Source organism: Arthrobacter sp. 05T47 (assembly GCF_056395825.1).
This window is the reverse complement of record NZ_JBFTKG010000018.1, coordinates 21,362-38,177: the sequence shown is the minus strand read 5'-3', so window position 1 is coordinate 38,177 and position 16,816 is coordinate 21,362. Positions and strand designations below refer to the sequence as shown.

General features: G+C 67.5%; 19 protein-coding genes. 12 read left to right on the top strand and 7 right to left on the bottom strand.

Annotation, left to right across the window (positions count from 1 at the left end):
• Positions 1-82 precede the first annotated feature (82 nt).
• From AC1DEY_RS13695 to AC1DEY_RS13685, 3 genes are all read left to right on the top strand, one after another.
• Complete coding sequence (locus AC1DEY_RS13695; protein ID WP_476868400.1) at positions 83-628, top strand: copper resistance CopC family protein; 546 nt, start codon at positions 83-85, stop codon at positions 626-628.
• A gap of 91 nt (positions 629-719) precedes the next feature.
• Positions 720-1,376 carry a hypothetical protein gene (locus tag AC1DEY_RS13690; protein ID WP_476868399.1) on the top strand — a complete coding sequence of 219 codons (657 nt, stop codon included), beginning with the start codon at positions 720-722 and terminating at the stop codon, positions 1,374-1,376.
• A 124-nt stretch (positions 1,377-1,500) separates the two neighbouring features.
• Positions 1,501-2,283 carry a YcnI family copper-binding membrane protein gene (locus AC1DEY_RS13685; protein WP_476868398.1) on the top strand — a complete coding sequence of 261 codons (783 nt, stop codon included), beginning with the start codon at positions 1,501-1,503 and terminating at the stop codon, positions 2,281-2,283.
• A gap of 153 nt (positions 2,284-2,436) precedes the next feature.
• Here AC1DEY_RS13685 and AC1DEY_RS13680 read toward each other — a convergent pair whose 3' ends face one another.
• A complete protein-coding gene (locus AC1DEY_RS13680) occupies positions 2,437-2,946 on the bottom strand; it encodes a hypothetical protein (RefSeq protein WP_476868397.1) in 510 nt (169 codons plus the stop codon).
• A gap of 228 nt (positions 2,947-3,174) precedes the next feature.
• Here AC1DEY_RS13680 and AC1DEY_RS13675 point away from each other — a divergent pair, with 228 nt between their 5' ends.
• Positions 3,175-4,002, top strand: coding sequence for a VOC family protein (locus AC1DEY_RS13675; protein ID WP_476868396.1), 828 nt, complete (start codon positions 3,175-3,177; stop codon positions 4,000-4,002).
• A 24-nt stretch (positions 4,003-4,026) separates the two neighbouring features.
• Here AC1DEY_RS13675 and AC1DEY_RS13670 read toward each other — a convergent pair whose 3' ends face one another.
• Complete coding sequence (locus AC1DEY_RS13670) at positions 4,027-4,839, bottom strand: alpha/beta fold hydrolase (protein WP_476868395.1); 813 nt, start codon at positions 4,837-4,839, stop codon at positions 4,027-4,029.
• Between the two features lie 57 nt (positions 4,840-4,896).
• On the opposite strand from AC1DEY_RS13670, the gene AC1DEY_RS13665 reads away from it, so the two are divergent.
• Positions 4,897-5,553, top strand: a complete 657-nt coding sequence (locus AC1DEY_RS13665) for a DUF998 domain-containing protein (RefSeq protein ID WP_476868394.1) — start codon at positions 4,897-4,899, stop codon at positions 5,551-5,553.
• 9 nt (positions 5,554-5,562) lie between these two features.
• Entirely contained in the window at positions 5,563-6,318 is a 756-nt protein-coding gene (locus AC1DEY_RS13660; protein WP_476868393.1) for a phosphotransferase, read from the top strand.
• 76 nt (positions 6,319-6,394) lie between these two features.
• Here the strand turns inward: AC1DEY_RS13660 and AC1DEY_RS13655 are convergent, their stop codons facing one another.
• Positions 6,395-6,772 carry a MarR family winged helix-turn-helix transcriptional regulator gene (locus AC1DEY_RS13655; protein ID WP_441408346.1) on the bottom strand — a complete coding sequence of 126 codons (378 nt, stop codon included), beginning with the start codon at positions 6,770-6,772 and terminating at the stop codon, positions 6,395-6,397.
• Positions 6,773-6,856: 84 nt separating this feature from the next.
• Between AC1DEY_RS13655 and AC1DEY_RS13650 the strand changes: the two genes are divergently transcribed.
• Entirely contained in the window at positions 6,857-8,326 is a 1,470-nt protein-coding gene (locus tag AC1DEY_RS13650; protein ID WP_476868392.1) for an MFS transporter, read from the top strand.
• Between the two features lie 73 nt (positions 8,327-8,399).
• Here the strand turns inward: AC1DEY_RS13650 and AC1DEY_RS13645 are convergent, their stop codons facing one another.
• Together AC1DEY_RS13645 and AC1DEY_RS13640 are read right to left on the bottom strand one after the other, a co-directional pair.
• Entirely contained in the window at positions 8,400-8,999 is a 600-nt protein-coding gene (locus AC1DEY_RS13645; RefSeq protein WP_476868391.1) for an EAL domain-containing protein, read from the bottom strand.
• 384 nt (positions 9,000-9,383) lie between these two features.
• A complete protein-coding gene (locus AC1DEY_RS13640; RefSeq protein WP_441408343.1) occupies positions 9,384-9,854 on the bottom strand; it encodes a DUF4383 domain-containing protein in 471 nt (156 codons plus the stop codon).
• A 232-nt stretch (positions 9,855-10,086) separates the two neighbouring features.
• On the opposite strand from AC1DEY_RS13640, the gene AC1DEY_RS13635 reads away from it, so the two are divergent.
• From AC1DEY_RS13635 to AC1DEY_RS13620, 4 genes are all read left to right on the top strand, one after another.
• On the top strand, positions 10,087-11,070 hold the full coding sequence (locus tag AC1DEY_RS13635; protein WP_476868390.1) for a helix-turn-helix transcriptional regulator: 984 nt from the start codon (positions 10,087-10,089) through the stop codon (positions 11,068-11,070).
• Positions 11,063-11,971, top strand: coding sequence for an SDR family oxidoreductase (locus AC1DEY_RS13630; RefSeq protein WP_476868389.1), 909 nt, complete (start codon positions 11,063-11,065; stop codon positions 11,969-11,971). The genes AC1DEY_RS13635 and AC1DEY_RS13630 overlap by 8 nt, the downstream gene beginning before the upstream one ends.
• A 169-nt stretch (positions 11,972-12,140) precedes the next feature.
• Positions 12,141-12,905, top strand: coding sequence for an SDR family NAD(P)-dependent oxidoreductase (locus tag AC1DEY_RS13625; protein ID WP_476868388.1), 765 nt, complete (start codon positions 12,141-12,143; stop codon positions 12,903-12,905).
• 217 nt (positions 12,906-13,122) lie between these two features.
• Positions 13,123-14,286, top strand: a complete 1,164-nt coding sequence (locus AC1DEY_RS13620) for an MFS transporter (RefSeq protein WP_476868445.1) — start codon at positions 13,123-13,125, stop codon at positions 14,284-14,286.
• Between the two features lie 66 nt (positions 14,287-14,352).
• On the opposite strand, the gene AC1DEY_RS13615 is transcribed toward AC1DEY_RS13620, so the two are convergent.
• Positions 14,353-14,814, bottom strand: coding sequence for a hypothetical protein (locus tag AC1DEY_RS13615; RefSeq protein WP_476868387.1), 462 nt, complete (start codon positions 14,812-14,814; stop codon positions 14,353-14,355).
• A 437-nt stretch (positions 14,815-15,251) separates the two neighbouring features.
• On the opposite strand from AC1DEY_RS13615, the gene AC1DEY_RS13610 reads away from it, so the two are divergent.
• Positions 15,252-16,154: a GAF domain-containing protein gene (locus tag AC1DEY_RS13610; RefSeq protein ID WP_476868386.1), complete on the top strand. Its 903-nt coding sequence runs from the start codon at positions 15,252-15,254 to the stop codon at positions 16,152-16,154.
• Here AC1DEY_RS13610 and AC1DEY_RS13605 read toward each other — a convergent pair.
• Entirely contained in the window at positions 16,151-16,744 is a 594-nt protein-coding gene (locus AC1DEY_RS13605) for an NADPH-dependent FMN reductase (RefSeq protein WP_476868385.1), read from the bottom strand. The genes AC1DEY_RS13610 and AC1DEY_RS13605 overlap by 4 nt on opposite strands.
• Between the last annotated feature and the right edge of the window lie 72 nt (positions 16,745-16,816).

Below are 16,816 nucleotides of genomic sequence, written 5' to 3'. Positions count from 1 at the left end.
CATCATTGGTTCCACCTTGGGGCAGGGACGTCGTCGAGGGCAGGGGGTGGTTGGCGTGGACGCCGGCTTCGTAAGTGCATTCATGCGGTCTGCTGCCGCTGCGGCGCTCGTGGCCGCCCTCGGGACGGTTCTCGCGCCCGCTTCACCGGCAGCGGCCCACGACGTGCTCGAAGCCACCGAGCCGGCCGCCGGAGCCACCGTCGCATCGGTTCCGCCAACCATCCGACTGACGTTCCTGCACACCCCGATCGCCTTGGGCTCGCAGATCCTGATCCGGGACGAGGCGGGCACGAACCAATCTGACGGCCCGGTCGCCGTCGTCGACAATCACGTCACCCAGCCCGTCAAGGCCGGCGCACCGGCCGGCCACTACACGGTGGCGTGGCGGATCGTGTCAGCGGACTCCCATCCGATCGAGGGGACCTTTTCCTTCACCGCCGGTGCGGGACAGCCGGCTGCCTTGTCCGTCCAGGCAAAGCCGGCGCCCGCGCAGCCGCCCGGGGGAACGGGGGCGCCGCTGTGGGGACTGGCCGCCGGCGGTGCCGTGCTGGCCGCGGGACTTGCCGGGACAGCGCTCCACGTCCACCGCCGGCTGTCCGTGAACGACGCCGACGGTCCAGAGTCATGAATGCCCTGCGCGGGTGCCCCGACGCCGGCCGGCCCGTAGAATTTGTAGCGCATCCCCGTCTGCCCCTGGATTCCGGAAAGGACCGCTCCCGATGACGCGTGCTCCGTTCCGGTTGTTCCGTACCGGGTTGATCGGTTCTGTGATTGTGGCGCTGGCGGCCGGCGGGCACCTGGCCGGCGGGGGCCAGCTTCCGGGGCCGGGGATCCTGGCGGCGGTGTGTGCGGTGGCGCTGGTGCCGGTGGCGGTGCTGACCCGGTTCCGGTTGTCCTTCCCCGTTTTGGCCGGGCTGCTCGGCGTGGGGCAGCTGTGGTTGCACTGGTCCTTCGACGCCCTCTCCGCTGCAGTGCCCGTGAGGATTCCGGCGGGAATGTCCGGCCATGCCCATGCGGTCTCGGGCCTGGCCCCCGGACTGGCGGGCCAGGCGATGGCTCCCGGTTCCCTTGACGCGTCCTTTGATACGTCCTTTGATGCGGCCATGGCCGGCCCCGGTGCGGGGATGGACGCGGCGATGGTGGCCGCGCACGCGGTCGCGACCCTTCTGACTTCACTGCTGCTGGCCCGCGGCGAGCGGGCTCTGTCCGCGCTGGCGTCCTGGCTGCGCCCCCTGGTGGACCTGCCGGCGCCCGTCACGATCGTGCCGGCCCGGGTCCCGGGTCCCTGCACGGTGCATCTGATTCTTCCCCTGGACAGGGCGGGCCGGCGCCTGCCGACCCGGCGCGGACCGCCCGCACCGGTGCCCGCCGCCTGAGACCGCCCTTTCCTTTCACACACGGACCGGGGAGCGCGGGCGGCCACCGCTGCTTACCGCCGGGCCGGCATCCGTGCCGGCCGGCCCCTATGACCCGTTATTTTTTGTGAAAGGCCCTCTTGCCATGAAATCCTCCCTCCGCCGTACCCTCACGGGCGCCGCTGCCGCCACATTGACCGCCGGGCTGCTCGCCGCCGGCGCCGCGGCCGCGTCCGCGCACGTCCATGTCGACTCCGATGACCCGGCCGCCGGCGGCTACAGTCACCTGACCTTCAACGTTCCGAACGAATCCGCGACGGCCAAGACCAGCAAACTCGAAGTCACCCTGCCCACCGAGACCCCGCTGACCTCGGTCTCGGTGAAACCGGTCGAGGGCTGGACCGCGGTGATCACCACCGCCGAGCTGCCCACACCGGTCACCGTCGCCGGGGCGACCGTCACCAAGGCCCCCCGAACGGTGGTCTGGACCGCCGACGCCGCCCACCAGATTGGCCCGAACGAATACCAGGCCTTCTCCCTCTCCGTGGGCGTCCTGCCCGAGGCCGGCACCACCGTGACCCTGCCCGCCACCCAGACCTACACCGACGGCACCGTCGTGGCCTGGGACCAAAAAGCCCTCGAGGGCCAGCCCGAACCCGAACACCCCGCACCCTCCTTCGTCACCACCGCCGCAGACACCGAACCCGCCCACGGCGCAGCCCCGGCCACGGCGTCCCCCGCGGCCGTGGCGGAACCGGCAGCGTCCCCGGCCCCGGCCGCCGCTCCGGCCACGGCGGCGAGCACCACCGATAACAGCGGCTCCATCGCTGGCTGGATCGGACTCGCCGCAGGCCTGGCCGGACTCGCCGCCGGCGTCACCGCACTGGCCCGCACCCGCACCGCCAAGGGCAAAACAACCGCCAAGTAACAAGGCAAGCAACACACCGGCCTGGCAGCCACCGATAGCCAGGCAACAGACGTCCCGGACAGGCTGCGCTTGTCCGGGACGTCTGCCTAGGAGCACAGGACGCCACCCTTGGAGGACAGGACTTTCCTTGGAGGGCAGGGGTTGCTGGGCGGCCTAGCGTCTGTTCCGGGGCGCAGCCGGCGGCATCTCCGCGCCCGCGCGGTGCAGCAGGGCCAACGCCCTCGAAACAGACGTGTCCGTCTTAGCAACGAGGAGCGCGGTCAGCAGGGCGGCGGCGACGTGGGTGTCCAGCATCAGTTCCTGCCCGTGCCCGTGCCCCGGCACGCCCGAAAGCACGGCAGTCAACTGCCCCGGCTGCCACGCTGCCGTTGCGTGATGCCCGGGCGGTAACGTCCCGGAAAACGTCCCGGTGAACTGGTCGAACGCCAGGTGCAACACCTGCTGGACCAGGCCGCAGAGGACCACAAGCAACCAGCCGGGGAGCCTCGCCCGGGCGGCCAATGAAGCGCACATGCTCAACAGCGCCATCAGGGCTACCAGAACCGGGACCGGAGGGGCGCCGCCACCGGAGAGAAGGTGGGCGGCCAGACCCAGCCCGACCGACACCGGACCCACTTCCCAGGCCGCGAAGCCGCGCCCGCGGATGAGTCTCAGCTCTTCCACGCCGGCACCTCGCCGCGGCCCTGGATGGATTCCTCCATGTCACCCACAAGAATCGCCAACCCCTCAGGTGGAAAGGGAGAACGTGCGCCTTTCCCCTCCATCGTGCCGCGGATTCGCGCCCAAAGAAACAGCTGCCACAAGCCAACCCCCAGGCAACCGGTATGCCAAGGACGGGGTACCCGGCCGGATCCCGGCTCGCTAGGCTGTCTCCATGGACGGGAGCGAGAGATGACCCAACGAACCTACCCGCAGGGCGTCCCGTGTTGGATCGACACCGAGCAGCCCGACCTCGAGGCGGCCGCCGAGTTCTACGCCGGAATCTTCGGCTGGACGTTCGGAGACGCGATGCCGGCGGGAGCGCCGGGCCGTTACTTGATTGCAAAACTCGACGGGCAGGACGTCGCCGGGATGGCCAGCACCCAGGCGGGCCCGGCGGCATGGAGCACCTACGTATCCGTCGATGACGCTGATGCCGCGGTCCAGCGGATGGTTGACGCCGGCGCAACGCTGCGATCGGCGCCCGCGGATGCGGGAGAAGGCGGACGCAGCGCGGCGCTGGCCGATCCGGAGGGAGCCGAGTTCCGCATCTGGCAGGCCAGGCGACGCTTGGGGGCACAAGTGGCCAATCAGCCTGGCGCCTGGAATTTCAGCGACCTTCACACGCCGAACCCCAGCGCAGCCATTGCGTTCTACGAGGACGCGTTCGGCTGGCAGGTCGACGACCTCGGCTTTGCGATGATGATCCGCAGGCCCGGTTATGGTGATCACCTTGAGGCGACAGTCGATCCGGGCATCAGGGCGAGGCAGTCAGGGGTAGCCGCCCCACCTGGCTTCGAGGATGCGATCGCCTGGATCGCGACCACCGCCCCCGACAAACTGCCGCGCTGGAACGTCTCGTTCACGGTTGCCGACCGGGACCGGACGGCGGCTGATGCGCAGCGGCTCGGCGCCCAAGTCCTAAGTCAAGGCGACACCGCGTGGACGCGCACGGCACTGATCCGGGATCCCCAGGGAGCGGAGTTTACGGCGAGCCAGTTCACGCCGCCGTCGGGGTGAACGGTCCTTGGAAGGACGGCTGCGTCATGTCGTGGAGTGCTCACGCACCCGGGCGAGCCATTCGACCACCAGGCCGTGCGTGAGGGTGGGTTGCTCGTGCAGCAGGGCGTGGCCGGCACGATCGAGCACAGCAAAGGTGGCGCGGGGGTACTGCTCGATCAACTCCCACGGACCTGTGAACCCGGCCGTGGCATCCTGTCGCCCCGCCAGAATCAACACGGGATGAGGATACGTCTTCGCAGACTCCGGGCGGTCCCGCAATTCCCACTGCGAAAAGATTCGCATCAGGCCCGGCTCGTCAACCAGTGACGCTGCCGGGGCCACAAACTCCTGGAACCGGCCTAGCGTTTCAGGTGTCTGCACAACGAAGTAGCTGCGGTAGGAAGCCTCGGGCTCCGGGCCCAGCCCGACAGCCAGACCGGCCGACGAAACAAGGACCTCATGCTCAGGCACGCGCCGGGTATGCGCGCCAACCGGGCAGATTAGTGCCAGCCCAACAACCTGCTCAGGTCTAAGATTGGCAACCGCACGGGCAAGGTACCCGCCGTACGAATGGCCCAAGACGAGCATCGGTTCATCCCCGATGGTCGCGTCGATCAGGCCGAGCAGAAGGTCCAGGACGTCATCATTGCTCGCGATCGTCCCGGGCGCCGGGGTGCGGCCCATCCCCGGCAGGTCCGGATAGAGGCGCCTGAAGCCGGAAACGTTGGCGAAGATCGGTTCAAGGGCGCCCGCGATCTCGCGATGATCCACACCGGCGCCGTGCAGAGCGAGAACCGGTATGCCGCTGCCGTAATCGGCGTAATGCACAGGCACTCCGCTGACCGTGGCCTCCATCCAGACAGTGTAGATCGCAACCGGGCGACGAGGCTTTGACGCACTAGGCTTCAGTTTGTGACTTCGAGTTCTGTCCCCGGCCGCGCTGCCGCTGGACGTCGGCGCGTGGAACTGGCCGCCGTGGCGGGCATGGTGTGCCCAGTCCTTTTTGTCACCGTTTTCACCGTCTACGGGTGGCTGTGCCCGGGTTACTCCCCGACGAGCATGTTCGTCAGCGAGCTGTCCCTTGGCCCCTACGGCTGGGTCCAGATGCTCAACTTCGTGCTGACCGGCGCCTTGATGGTTGTCTTCGGTCGCGGGCTCGCGGTGCACTGCACTACCGGGGCGGCTTCCCGGGCCGGGCCGGTGCTTGTGCAGTGCATGGGGGTCAGCCTGATGGTGTCCGGACTGTTCGCCACCGATCCGTCGGCGATGTTCGACCAGGCCAGTGCGCATGGTGTGGTGCATGGAATTTTCGGGGCGATCTTCTTCACGCTCGCGCCCGTAAGTTGCTTCGTTTTCTACCGGCGCTTCCGCAGCGACCGGCCCTGGCGCTCACTGGCCGCGTGGACCCTGGCCGCCGGCATCATCCTGACCCTCGGAATTGGCGTGCTCAAGTTCAGCCAGCAGCCCGGGGGCGTGCTGTTCGACTGGAAGGGCCTGGTGCAACGGGTCATCCTTATCGCTTTCATGGCCTGGATTTTCGCGGTCGCCTCCCGGCTGCGCACCCAGTAGCGTGATGGGATGGCCGACGACGAGCAGGAACTGACAGGTGGCAATGCGTCGGAAAGTGTTGTGCGCATTGGCGGCACCGTCCGAAAGCCGTGGTTGGAAAACTCCTCCGCCGTGCAGGGCTATCTAGGTGCCCTCCGGTCCGCCGGGGTGGATGTTCCACAGCCCCTGGGCCGGGATGAAGGCGGCCGATGCGTGGTCGAATACGTTGAAGGCGCACTGGCGATGGACCGGCTGCCGCTCGGGCAGGCGGATTTGCTGCGGGTCGGCCGGATGATTCGGCAAATCCACGATGCCAGCGAATCAGTGGTGATCCCGAATCCGGGCGACGCAAAGATGCTGCTGCCGGCAGAGAATCCGAACCTGATGTGCCATAACGACCTCGCCCCGTGGAACCTCATCATGGGAGAGCGCTGGGTATTCATCGATTGGGATGGTGCCGGCCCCAGTACGCGACTGTGGGACCTGGCGTACGCCGCGCAGTCGTTCGGCCTGCTGTTTGAAGGGCAGTCGGTGGACGACGCGGCCTTGAGATTGCGTGCCGTGGTTGACGGTTACGAAGCTGACGACGCACTGTGCAAGGCGCTGCCGGCCGCCATGGCGAGACGGACCGAAGCGATGTTCAGTCTCCTGAAGGACTCGAACGAGACCGGGTTCCAGCCATGGGCCGACACGTATGCCAACGGACACGGCGATCACTGGCGTGCCGCGGCTCAATACGTCGTACGGAATCAAGCGGCCTGGGAACAAGCCCTCGCGCAGGAATGAGGATCGGGAAGGCCGCGGCCCTCGCCGCGTCGGCGCCCGTCTGATTGTGGCGCTGCCTGAAGCGACGCCGCAACGGTCAGGCCAGGTTTTCCTTGAGCAGGGCGCGGTGTTCGATGGCGGCTTCCCGGTGGAGTGCGCGGCCGGCGTCGGTGAGTTCCAGGAAGAGTGAGCGGCGATCATCTGCGCAGGAGTGGCGGGAAATGAGTCCGGCCTTGTCGAGCCGGTCCACCACCTTGGACATAGCGCTTTGGGTCATGGGCGTCCGCTCGCCAAGCTGCTTCATCCGGCACGCGGCATCCGCGCTTTCGGCCACGAGATCCAGGATTTCAAACTCCGTCAGGCCGATGCTGAACCGCGCTTCCAGGGCACGGTCGATCGCACCGGCGGTTCGGAAGTAGGTGCTCTGGATGTTGCGCCACTGCTCAACCAGCTGTCGGTCCTGCGCTGTTGCCATGCTGCGATTCTAGTTGATGACGCATTAAAAGTCCACGTCATAATATTCCTTGTCATTCAATGACGCGTCATATAAGTTGGTGTCATGACCTCAACTTCCACCCTCGAAAGATCCGCCGGCGAACGGCTTGACCCGGTCCGCTGGACCCGTGCGCAGTGGATGCTTCTCATGGTCCTGTGCACCGTGCTGGCGCTCGACGCGCTGGACGTTTCCATGGTCGGCGTGGCCCTGCCCTCGATCGGCACCGAACTCCACCTGGGAACCGAATCCCTCCAGTGGATCGTCTCCGCCTATGTGCTCGGTTACGGAAGCCTGCTCCTGCTGGGCGGCCGAATGGCGGACCTCCTCGGCCGGCGGCGCATTTTCCTGATTGCACTGAGCGTCTTCGCCGCCGCGTCCCTGCTCGGCGGCCTGGTGGATGACCCGGCCCTGCTGATCGCCACCCGGTTCGTCAAGGGGCTGGCCGCCGCGTTCACAGCTCCCGCCGGCTTCTCCATCATCACCACCAACTTCGCCGAAGGGCGCGAACGAAACCGCGCCGTCTCCATCTTCACCACCTTCGGCGCAAGCGGCTTCTCACTCGGCCTGGTCGTCGGAGGCCTCATGACGGCCATGAGCTGGCGCTGGACCTTCCTGGTCTCCGTGCCGGTGGCAGTCGCCGTCGTGCTTCTGGGCCTCAAGTACATCCCCCGGGACGGCGCCGCAGGCAAAGAACAGGACAGCGGGCACGACGTATGGGGTGCCGTGACACTCGCGGCAGGCATGCTGGGGCTCGTCTACACGCTCGTTTCGGCACCCGGAAACGGCTGGGGATCTGTGGCAACTATCGCCGGATTCGTGGCCTCTGCAGTGGTGCTGGCAGCCTTCGCGGTAATCGAGAACCGAGTCAGGCACCCCTTGATCAGGTTCAGCATCCTCAGGGAAGGCTGGGTGGCGCGGGCGAACCTCAGCGCCGTCGGGCTTTTCGGCTCATACCTGAGCTTCCAGTTCATCCTCACGCTCTACCTGCAGTCCGTGCTGGGATGGAGCCCCCTTGGCATGGCCCTCGCGCTGCTTCCCACGGGCCTGCTGGTGGCTTCGAGCGCGCCTTTCGCGGACCGGCTCATCGACAAGTTTGGCGCCCCGCGGCTGATCCTGACCGGATTGGCCTCGCTGGCGCTCGGCTACGTGCTGTTCCTGCGGGTGGGCACCTCGCCGAACTACGTGACGGACATTCTGCCCTCCGTTCTGCTGCTGGGCGTCGGCTTTGCCCTGGCCTTCCCGTCCATCAACGTCCAGGCCACCGCGGGCATCCGGAACTCTGAACAGGGCCTGGCGGCCGGCCTGATCCAGACCAGCACCCAGGTGGGGGCAGCCCTGGTTCTCGCCGTCACCACAGCCATGGTCAGCGGTCACGGCGGTGCGTCCGACGGCGGCGCCAATGCGGCGGCCATGCTGGAACAGTACCGGCCCGGCCTGATCCTGAGCGCAGCCGTGGCGGTTGCGGCCCTGATCGTCGCCGCGATGCCCACCCGCAGCCGGAAGCGGGCGGAAGCAGAGCTCCACGCCGCCTGAGACTGAGCACGGGTGACTACGGATCCCGAGGCGGGAGCCTTCGGCGCTCCAGCCGGTCGGGGTGAGGGCGTGCCTACATGGCCGACGAGCCGGGGTAGAGAATCGAAAACAGGCCCGTCCGGGGCGGGTGATGGCGGCGGACCGCGAGCCAGGCGTCCAGTTCTGCGGCGGGGACCGGCCTGGACATGAAGAAGCCTTGCGCCACGTCGCAGCCGTAGTCGCTGAGGGCACGGAAGGCGTCCTCGTTCTCCACGCCTTCGGCCGTCATGTCCAGCCCCAGGCTGTGGGCCAGATCGATCGTCGAAACCACCAGGGCCGTGGCGCGGGAGTCATCGGTCATGGACAGGATGAAGGACTTGTCGAGTTTGAGCTCGTCGATGGGCAGTTCGCGCAGGTAGGACAGCGAGCTGTATCCCTTGCCGAAATCGTCGACGGCGATCCGGACACCCATGCCGCGCAGCGCCGTCAGCACCTCGCAGGCCCGGTCGCGGTCACCCACCAGGACGTCCTCGGTGATCTCCAGTACGAGAACGGAGGGTGAGAGTCCGCGTTCCGCAGCCATGGCGCCGACTTGGTCCGGCAGGCCGGAATCGATGATTGAGGGCGCGGACGGCGGGCACCCAGACTGTAAGCAGGTCAAGGAATCCGTCCACCAGCGGGCYGAAATCCCCACTGGAGCGGAAGGCAAGACCGGCCGAATAGGCCGCGGCCACTGTAAAGAGCCCAAAGCTCAACAACCGGGAGAGACGCCCGGCAATCCCGGGGGCTCCCGGGATGGAAGGCCGGCCAGCGGGCTCTTCGGTAACCATGGATCCCCATCTCGTTCCTGCCCTGCCGCCGCTGTTCGAGGACAGGAACCGATGGAGTACAACTGGAGACCATCGATTGCACTGTCCACTATGCATTAGTGAAGGCGCAGGTCGCAGTCACAAGGTAACGACGCGTGGAGCCGTCAGCCTGCTGGCCGGGCGCAGGAACTGGCAATGCCGCTGACACAGGACATGGCGGCGCCGCCGGCGCAGCCGACGGCGTCCGCTCTACGAACCGGGGGTAGACGCTAGGAGGTGCTTGCCCCCGCCTCGGCTTTGACGTCCCGGCCGAGCCAGACGCCCAGGCCGATCATGGCGGCACCGAGCAAAAGATGGAGCCAGTTGTCGGCAGAGTTAAACGGGACAAAATTGGCGCTGGTGTTCATGCCGATTATCAGGCCGTAGATCCAGAGCACGAGGTACACGATGCCGCCACCGAGCAGGAAAACCCGGGCCAACCGATCTGTGCGGGCCATCAGAATTCCTGCCACGCCGAACAGCATATGGACGATGTTGTGGAGCACGGACACCTGGAACACGCCAAGCAGCAATGCCCCTGACTCGGGTCCTGCGAAGCCCATTGCCACGTAATTTGTAGTGATGCCCGGAATGAACCCGAGAATTCCAACCAGAAGGAAAACCCCGCCAATTGCCAGGGTGGTGTTGTGAAGCGTCAGCCCCATCGCGTGGTGCTGGGCTGGGTGTGAAGCGGTAGTCATGGCCTTCCCTTTCACGCAGAAAACCGGCTCTTCGGGTGGAAAACCGGCCACTCGGCGGGAGTCGCAGGAACCCTGCCGACGCCCACATTTTACTCCTGATGCTTGTCAGTGAGCAGGGAAACCTGTGCCCTAACTGCCCTGTCCGCGGCAGCCGGCGGGCGAGAATTCACGTGGTTTGGGGGTGTCTGATAGACACTGCCACCGGCGTCTTTGCCTGCGTAGCGTGATGGGTGTGGACGGAAAAGTCGAAATTCGAGAGTTCCTGATCTCGCGGCGCGCGAAGATCAGCCCTGAGCAGGCCGGGATACCCACTTACCGGGAGCTGCGCCGTGTGCCGGGCCTGCGCCGTGAGGAAGTGGCGCAGCTCGCCGGGGTGAGCACGGACTACTACACCCGGCTTGAACGCGGCAGCTTGCGCGGCGTCTCAGACTCGGTGCTCGAGGCTGTCTCCTCTGCCCTTCAGCTGGACGAGGCCGAGCGGGCGCACCTGATTGATCTGGCGAGGACGGCCAAAATGCCGTCGCGTCGGGTGCCGGGGCGGCCGCCGCAGCAGCGGGTCCGTCCCGGGGTGCTGCGTCTGTTGGACGGCATGACCGCAGTGGTCGCGCTCGTGCAGAACGGCCGTTCGGACGTGCTGGCAGCCAACCTGCTGGGCCGCGCGCTGTACGCGCCCGTGTTCAGCTTCGCCACACAGCCTGGGCTCGATACGCCGGGGCGGCTGCCGAACCAGGCGCGCTACCTTTTCCTCGATCCGGGCGCGGCAGACCTCTACCCGGATTGGCGGGCGATCGCGGCCACCACGGTGGCGATGCTTCGTTCCGAAGCCGGACGGAACCCGCACGACAGGGCGCTGAACGAGCTGGTCGGGGAGCTGACCACCCGCAGCGGCCTGTTCTCCGCGCTGTGGGCCGGGCATGACGTACGCATCCACACCGCAGGGACCAAACGCTTCCACCACCCCGTCGCGGGCGACCTGTCCCTGCAGTACGAGACGCTCTACCTTCCCGGTGACGAGGGACAGACCCTGTTCACCTTCACCGCGGAGCCCGGCTCTGCGTCCGAAAACGCGCTGGCGTTCCTCGCCAGCTGGGCGGCATCGCCTCCCGAAACCACGACCGCCGGCGGCCCTGCCGGCGGATCCACAGTCCCGGGGATGCGCCCCCACGCGCGACCGGGAACACGTAACCCAGGAAAGACAGAACCAACACATGACTGAACAGCACGAATCTGAACGGCACGACTCGGAACAGCACGACGCCGACCAGCACGACTCCATGCAAGGGAAGAAGGTCTGGTTCATCACCGGCGCCGGCCGCGGCATGGGGACTGACATTGCGAAGGCGGCCCTGGCCGCCGGCCACGCGGTGGTCGCCACCGGCCGCAACCCGGAGAAGGTCGCCCAGGCCGTGGGCGAGAACGAGAACCTGCTCGCTGTGCAACTCGACGTCACCGACCCTTCGGCGGCGGAAGCGGCCGTGCAGGCCGCCGTCGACCGGTTCGGCCGGATTGACGTCCTCGTCAACAACGCCGGCAATTTCTACGCCGGGTTCTTCGAGGAAATCACTCCGGAGGACTTCCGGTCACAGATCGAAACCACCATGTTCGGGCCCATGAACGTCACCCGCGCCGCCCTGCCGGTCCTGCGGGCCCAGCGCTCGGGGCTGGTGGTCACGATCTCCTCGACCGCCGGCATCGCAGGAGGGGAGTTCCTGTCCGCCTATGCCGCGTCGAAGTTCGGCGTMGAGGGCTGGGCGGAGTCCGTGGCCCCCGAAGTCGCCCCGTTCGGGATCCGCACCATGATCGTGGAGCCGGGGTTCTTCCGCACCGAACTGCTCACACCGGAATCCACGCGCTACGCCGAATCCACAATCGAGGACTACGCCGAGCGCACGGAACAGACCGTCGCGGCCTGGCAAAGCATGGACGGACAGCAGGGCGGGGACCCGGCCAAGCTCGCCGACGCCCTGATCCACCTGGCCGAACTGGACGAGCCGCCGCTGCGCTTTGCCGCCGGCTCCGACGCCGTCGGAGTCTTCGAGACCCGGGCCAAGGAACTCCGGGACCAGGCAAACGCCCATCGCGAACTCTCCAGCAACCTCGCCCACGACGACGCCTGACGTAACGCAAACGGACGACGGCGGGAGGTCCCGCCGTCGTCCATCAAACCCCACCACCAAGTCAGCAACCACTAAGTCCGCCACCACTAACTCCGCCATCACAGCTCAGCCGGACGCCGAGGACTTACCCCGGCCCATACCGGCCCATCGTTTTGAGGAAAAAACACTCATGACACCACCACTGAACGGGACCGTCGCCCTCGTTACCGGGGCGAGCAGCGGCATCGGCGCGGCCACTGCCCGCCAGCTTGCCGGCCTCGGCGCCTCTGTGGCGCTCGTGGCCCGCCGCCGCGCCCGCCTGGAAACCCTCGCCGCCGAGATCGCAACGGTTGGCGGCACCGCACTGGTCATCGAGGCCGACATCACCGACCGTGCCCAGGCGCAGTCCGCCGTCGAGCAGACTGTTGAACGCTTCGGACAACTGGACATCCTGGTCAACAACGCCGGGCTGATGCTGCTTGGCCCGGTGGTTGACGCTGACCCCAAAGAGTGGGACCGAATGATCGCCATCAACGTCCAGGGCCTGCTCCACACCACGCACGCCGCCCTGCCGCACCTGCTCAAGGCCGCCGGGGACAGCCCGCGCCGAGTCGCCGATATCGTAAACATCAGCTCGATTGCCGGCCGCGTGGCCTGGAACGGCTACGGTGTTTACAACCTCACCAAGTTCGGCGTCAACGGATTCACCGAAGCCCTCCGTCAGGAAGTCACCCAGCGGCACGTGCGCGTCGGCGTCCTGGAACCCGGCGGCGTCGACACCGAGCTCGGTTCCCACAACACCCCCGATATCCGGGGCGAAATGATCGACCCCTTCTATGAACAGACCGAAGTGCTCGCGCCCGGGGACATCGCCGACGGCGTCGCCTATATGGTCACCAGGCCACGCCACGCCTCTGTCGCCGAGCTGTGGATCATGCCCACCGACCAGGCCTGACGGCCGCGAACCGCCCCTGTCCTAAGCCCGCCGCCGTACCGGCCGAACCCACCCGGACACGAATGATGAGGACGCCCCCTTGACGCCAGATCCTTCCATCGCCGAGACACCGGCTGCCGCATCGACGCAGTCCGCAGCGGTACAGACCGCATCGCCGCCGACCGTATCGACGCAGTCCGCATCGCCGCAGTCGCCGAAGTTCCCGCGGGGAGCCCTCCTGATCCTCGCCGCGGCGGGCTTCACCGCCGTCACCACCGAGCTCCTGCCGTCCGGTTTGCTCCCGCAGATCAGCCGCGACCTGGGCGTGGAGGAATCAGCCGTGGGCTCCCTGACGGCCGCCTACGCCGCCGTCATCGTGTTCACCGCGCTTCCCCTGTCCAGGCTGCTTGGCGGCCGGGTTCCCCGCAAAACCCTGCTGATCGCTACCGTGCTCACGTTCGCCGTCAGCAACGTGTTGCTGGCCTGCAGCCCGGTCCTGGGCCTGGCCATTGCCGCGCGGCTTCTCGGCGGCGTGGCCCACGGGATGCTGTGGTCAAGCATGGCCCCGTATGTGGCGCGGATCGTTCCGGCGCACTCGGTCGGCAAGGCAATGGCCATCGTCTTCAGCGGCAACAGCATCGCCCTGGCCGTCGGTGCCCCGATCGGCACGGCAATGGGCACAGTGCTGACCTGGCGTGACTCCTTCCTTGTCCTGGCAGGGGTCGGGGCTATCCTCGCGTTGCTTGCCGTGTGGTTGCTTCCGGCCGCTCCGGAGAGCGGCGGCAATGTCACGCCCTCGCTGCGCGGAGCCCTCAAGTTGCCGGGCGTGGTTGCCGTGGCCACCGCCTGGCCGCTGCTGCTCCTGGGACACTTCACGCTGTTCACCTACATCGCCCCGTTCCTCCAAAGCGTTGGCCTGCCGGGTGCCTTCACGGGAATTTCCCTGTCCGTGGTGGGGGTCGCCAGCCTGGTGGGCATCTGGATCGCGGGTCTGACGGCGGATTCCCGTCCGCGGCGCTCCCTGCTGTGCGCGGTTGCCCTGCTCGTCGGCGCATTCGGCCTGTTGCCCGTGCTGGGCGGCACCTGGGCGGGCGAACTCGCGCTGGTGACGCTGTGGGGAGCCGCATTCGGGGCCATCGGCATCTACAACCAGGCAGCGATCCTCCGGGCCGGTGGGGACCACAAAGACGCGGCCAATGGCCTGACGGTGGTGACGATTCAGCTGGGCATCGCCGTCGGCGCCGGGTACGGCGCCCTGGCCCTGACCACCGCCGGTGCCCAGTTCGTGCCGCTGGCCGCGGCGGTCCCGACGGCGGCGGCCCTCGTGATCATCCTGGCCAGCCGGCGCGGCGGCTACCCCGCCGGTCCCCGCGAGCTGAGGGCCGCGGACCGGCCTTCATAAACCCGGTGAATCGGCGCCGGACCGGGACAGGCCAGCGCGCCGGCACATGGGGTCTGGACTAGGGCCCTAGCACTTGACTTCAGCGCGGACGTCGCGGATCGCGGCCTCGACGTTGGAGGCTTCGTCCCGGAGGGAATCGGCTGCCTGGGTCAAGGTGGCGTTGTCAGGTACGGCCGCGACGGCAGCATGGAACTTGGCCTCGGCGGCCTTGACGGCATCGGCCCGTTGTTGCGCGAGGTTCGCGGTCTCCTTTTCGAGATCCTCGTAGGTCTTCGCGACTTGCTCTTGGGCCGCGCGGACCTGATCGACCGTGGCGTCAGGCTTCAGCGTGTTCTTGAAATTTGCCAGGGCCGCGGCATGGGCATCCACGGCGGCGCAGAGCTGCGAGACACTCGCGGGCGGGCTCGACACGGCCGAAGTGGGGCTGGACGTGCCAGCCGGCGGGTTTGCGGGGCTGCAGCCCGTGAGCAGTGCGACGGCGGCGCCAAGCGCGATTGTTCCGACGAGGATTGCATGCGGTCTGGACATTGGAAGTTCCTCTCCAGCTGGGCTGGCCCCCGAGCATCCGAGCACCGGAGAGCATTTCCATCCTGTGCCCTGGCGCGGTCGCGGGGCCTCATCCGCCGGGGGTGAAATGACAGGGTGAATTGAGGTCTGAAATGGGTGGACGCGCCACACCGGGCGGCAGGGGCCAAAGGTCTCTTTTGGGACCGGGCGAACGCGGGTATTAATAGGTTTGCCACGGCGGACGGGTCCTCCGCGACTGGTGTTGGAGCCGGGGCGGGCGGTCCAGGGCGGTTCGTTGGAACTTCCCTGGGCCGCTGCGGAACTGCGGGGGTTGAGCCAGGCTCCGCGGGCGCCGCAGCGTTACCGGAAAGATGAGTGCTGCCGCGGTTTCCGCCCGGACGTATGCTGTTTTCATCGGTTCAGCAGTGAGCTGCGTGCTTTGATCTCGAGCGTGGAACATGACCCAAGGAACTGCAGGAGAGGGCCGGCCGGATCGGCATGCCTCCTTCTGGGAGCTGCACTTCAACGACCCGGATATCGGTGCCTTCCTCAGCGCCGCCGTGGGTGAGTTCGTCCACGACATCGGCGGTCCCGCCCGCGGGGTCAGCTGGGCCATCACGCTGCTCGGGTCCGGGGAGGCCCTCACCCTTGCGGCCGGCAGCGCACCGGCGCGGGCCGCGGACGAGGCGCAGCGCTCCTTCGACGACGGCCCGGCCCGCACGGCTGTCCGCGGCGGTGAATTTGTCTCCGTGGGCGACACTTCCCTCGAGCGCCGATGGCCCGGGTACGCCAGCGCCGCCGCGGCTTTCGGTGTCCGGTCGGTCCTGTCTGTGCCGCTGGTCCCCGAAACGGTCTTCCAGGCTTCCGTGAATCTGTATGCGCCGTGGCCGCATCTGTTCACCAGCGCAGACATCACGGCAGCGGCTCGACTGGCCCGGCACGTGTCCCGCGCACTGCTTCTGGTCCAGCAGTTGGCCCTGAGGTCCGGAAGCGGTGCCGATCTCTCCTCGGCCCAACTCTCCCGGGCGCTGGCCGGCCTGGCGATGCGGACGCTCGTGCGGGAGTACGGATTTACTGAAGAGGGAGCCCTCGACTATCTCCGAAGCGTCGCGGGCGGCGCCACTGGGGAAGCGTCCGGAGGCTCCCGCGGGACAGTCGGCGCTACGCGGGAAGCGGTTGGCCTGACGCGGGAAACCGGCCGCGTCACGCGGGAACCCGGCGGCGGCACGGTCCATGTGCTCGTTCCGGATTCAGTCCAAGGCCCGAGGGAGCCCCCGCCCGGCCCCTATGCCCCGGCGCCACACGCCGGGGACGCACCTCCTGCCCGTCGACGGCGGCGGAGAACGGAAACCCCGGCCTAGGCGGCGCTGGCGTCGTCTGTCCGGTGGGCGTGGTCCGGGCGTAAGGTCTTCAGGGCGCCGGCCCACGCAACCACTTGGTCAAACAGGATCTGCAGTTTCTGCTCCGCGGAATCAGTCGGGACGAAGGCGCGGTAGTGCACGAATTCCGTGGCCAAAGGCAGGGCGACCTGCGCCCGGACGTCTGCCATCTGCAGTTCTGCGGCAACTCCGCGGAAGTGCTCGACGGCGCGGATCCCGCCGCTGCTTCCATAGCTGACAAACCCGGCGGCCTTGTTGTTCCACTCCTTGTAGAGGTAGTCCAGGGCGTTCTTCAGCGCCCCGGGGATCGAGTGGTTGTACTCGCCGGTGACGAAGATGTAGCCATCGAATCCGTCGACAGCCTCGGACCAGGCCTTGGTGTGCCCGAGGCTGTACCGGCCCAGGGATGGCGGCAGCGGCTCGTCAAGCAGCGGCAGGTCGAAATCGGCGACGTCGAGGACGTCAAAGGTGGCATCGCCGCGCTCTGACGCCCGTGACTTGACCCAGTCGGCGACCGGCTTTCCGAGGCGTCCGGGGCGGGTGCTCCCGAGCACGATTGCGATGCGGATCATGGCGGACTCCCTTCCGGATTGTGTATCTGCCCACAATCAGAACAACAATCCGGACGCCCCGAAACTTCCGCG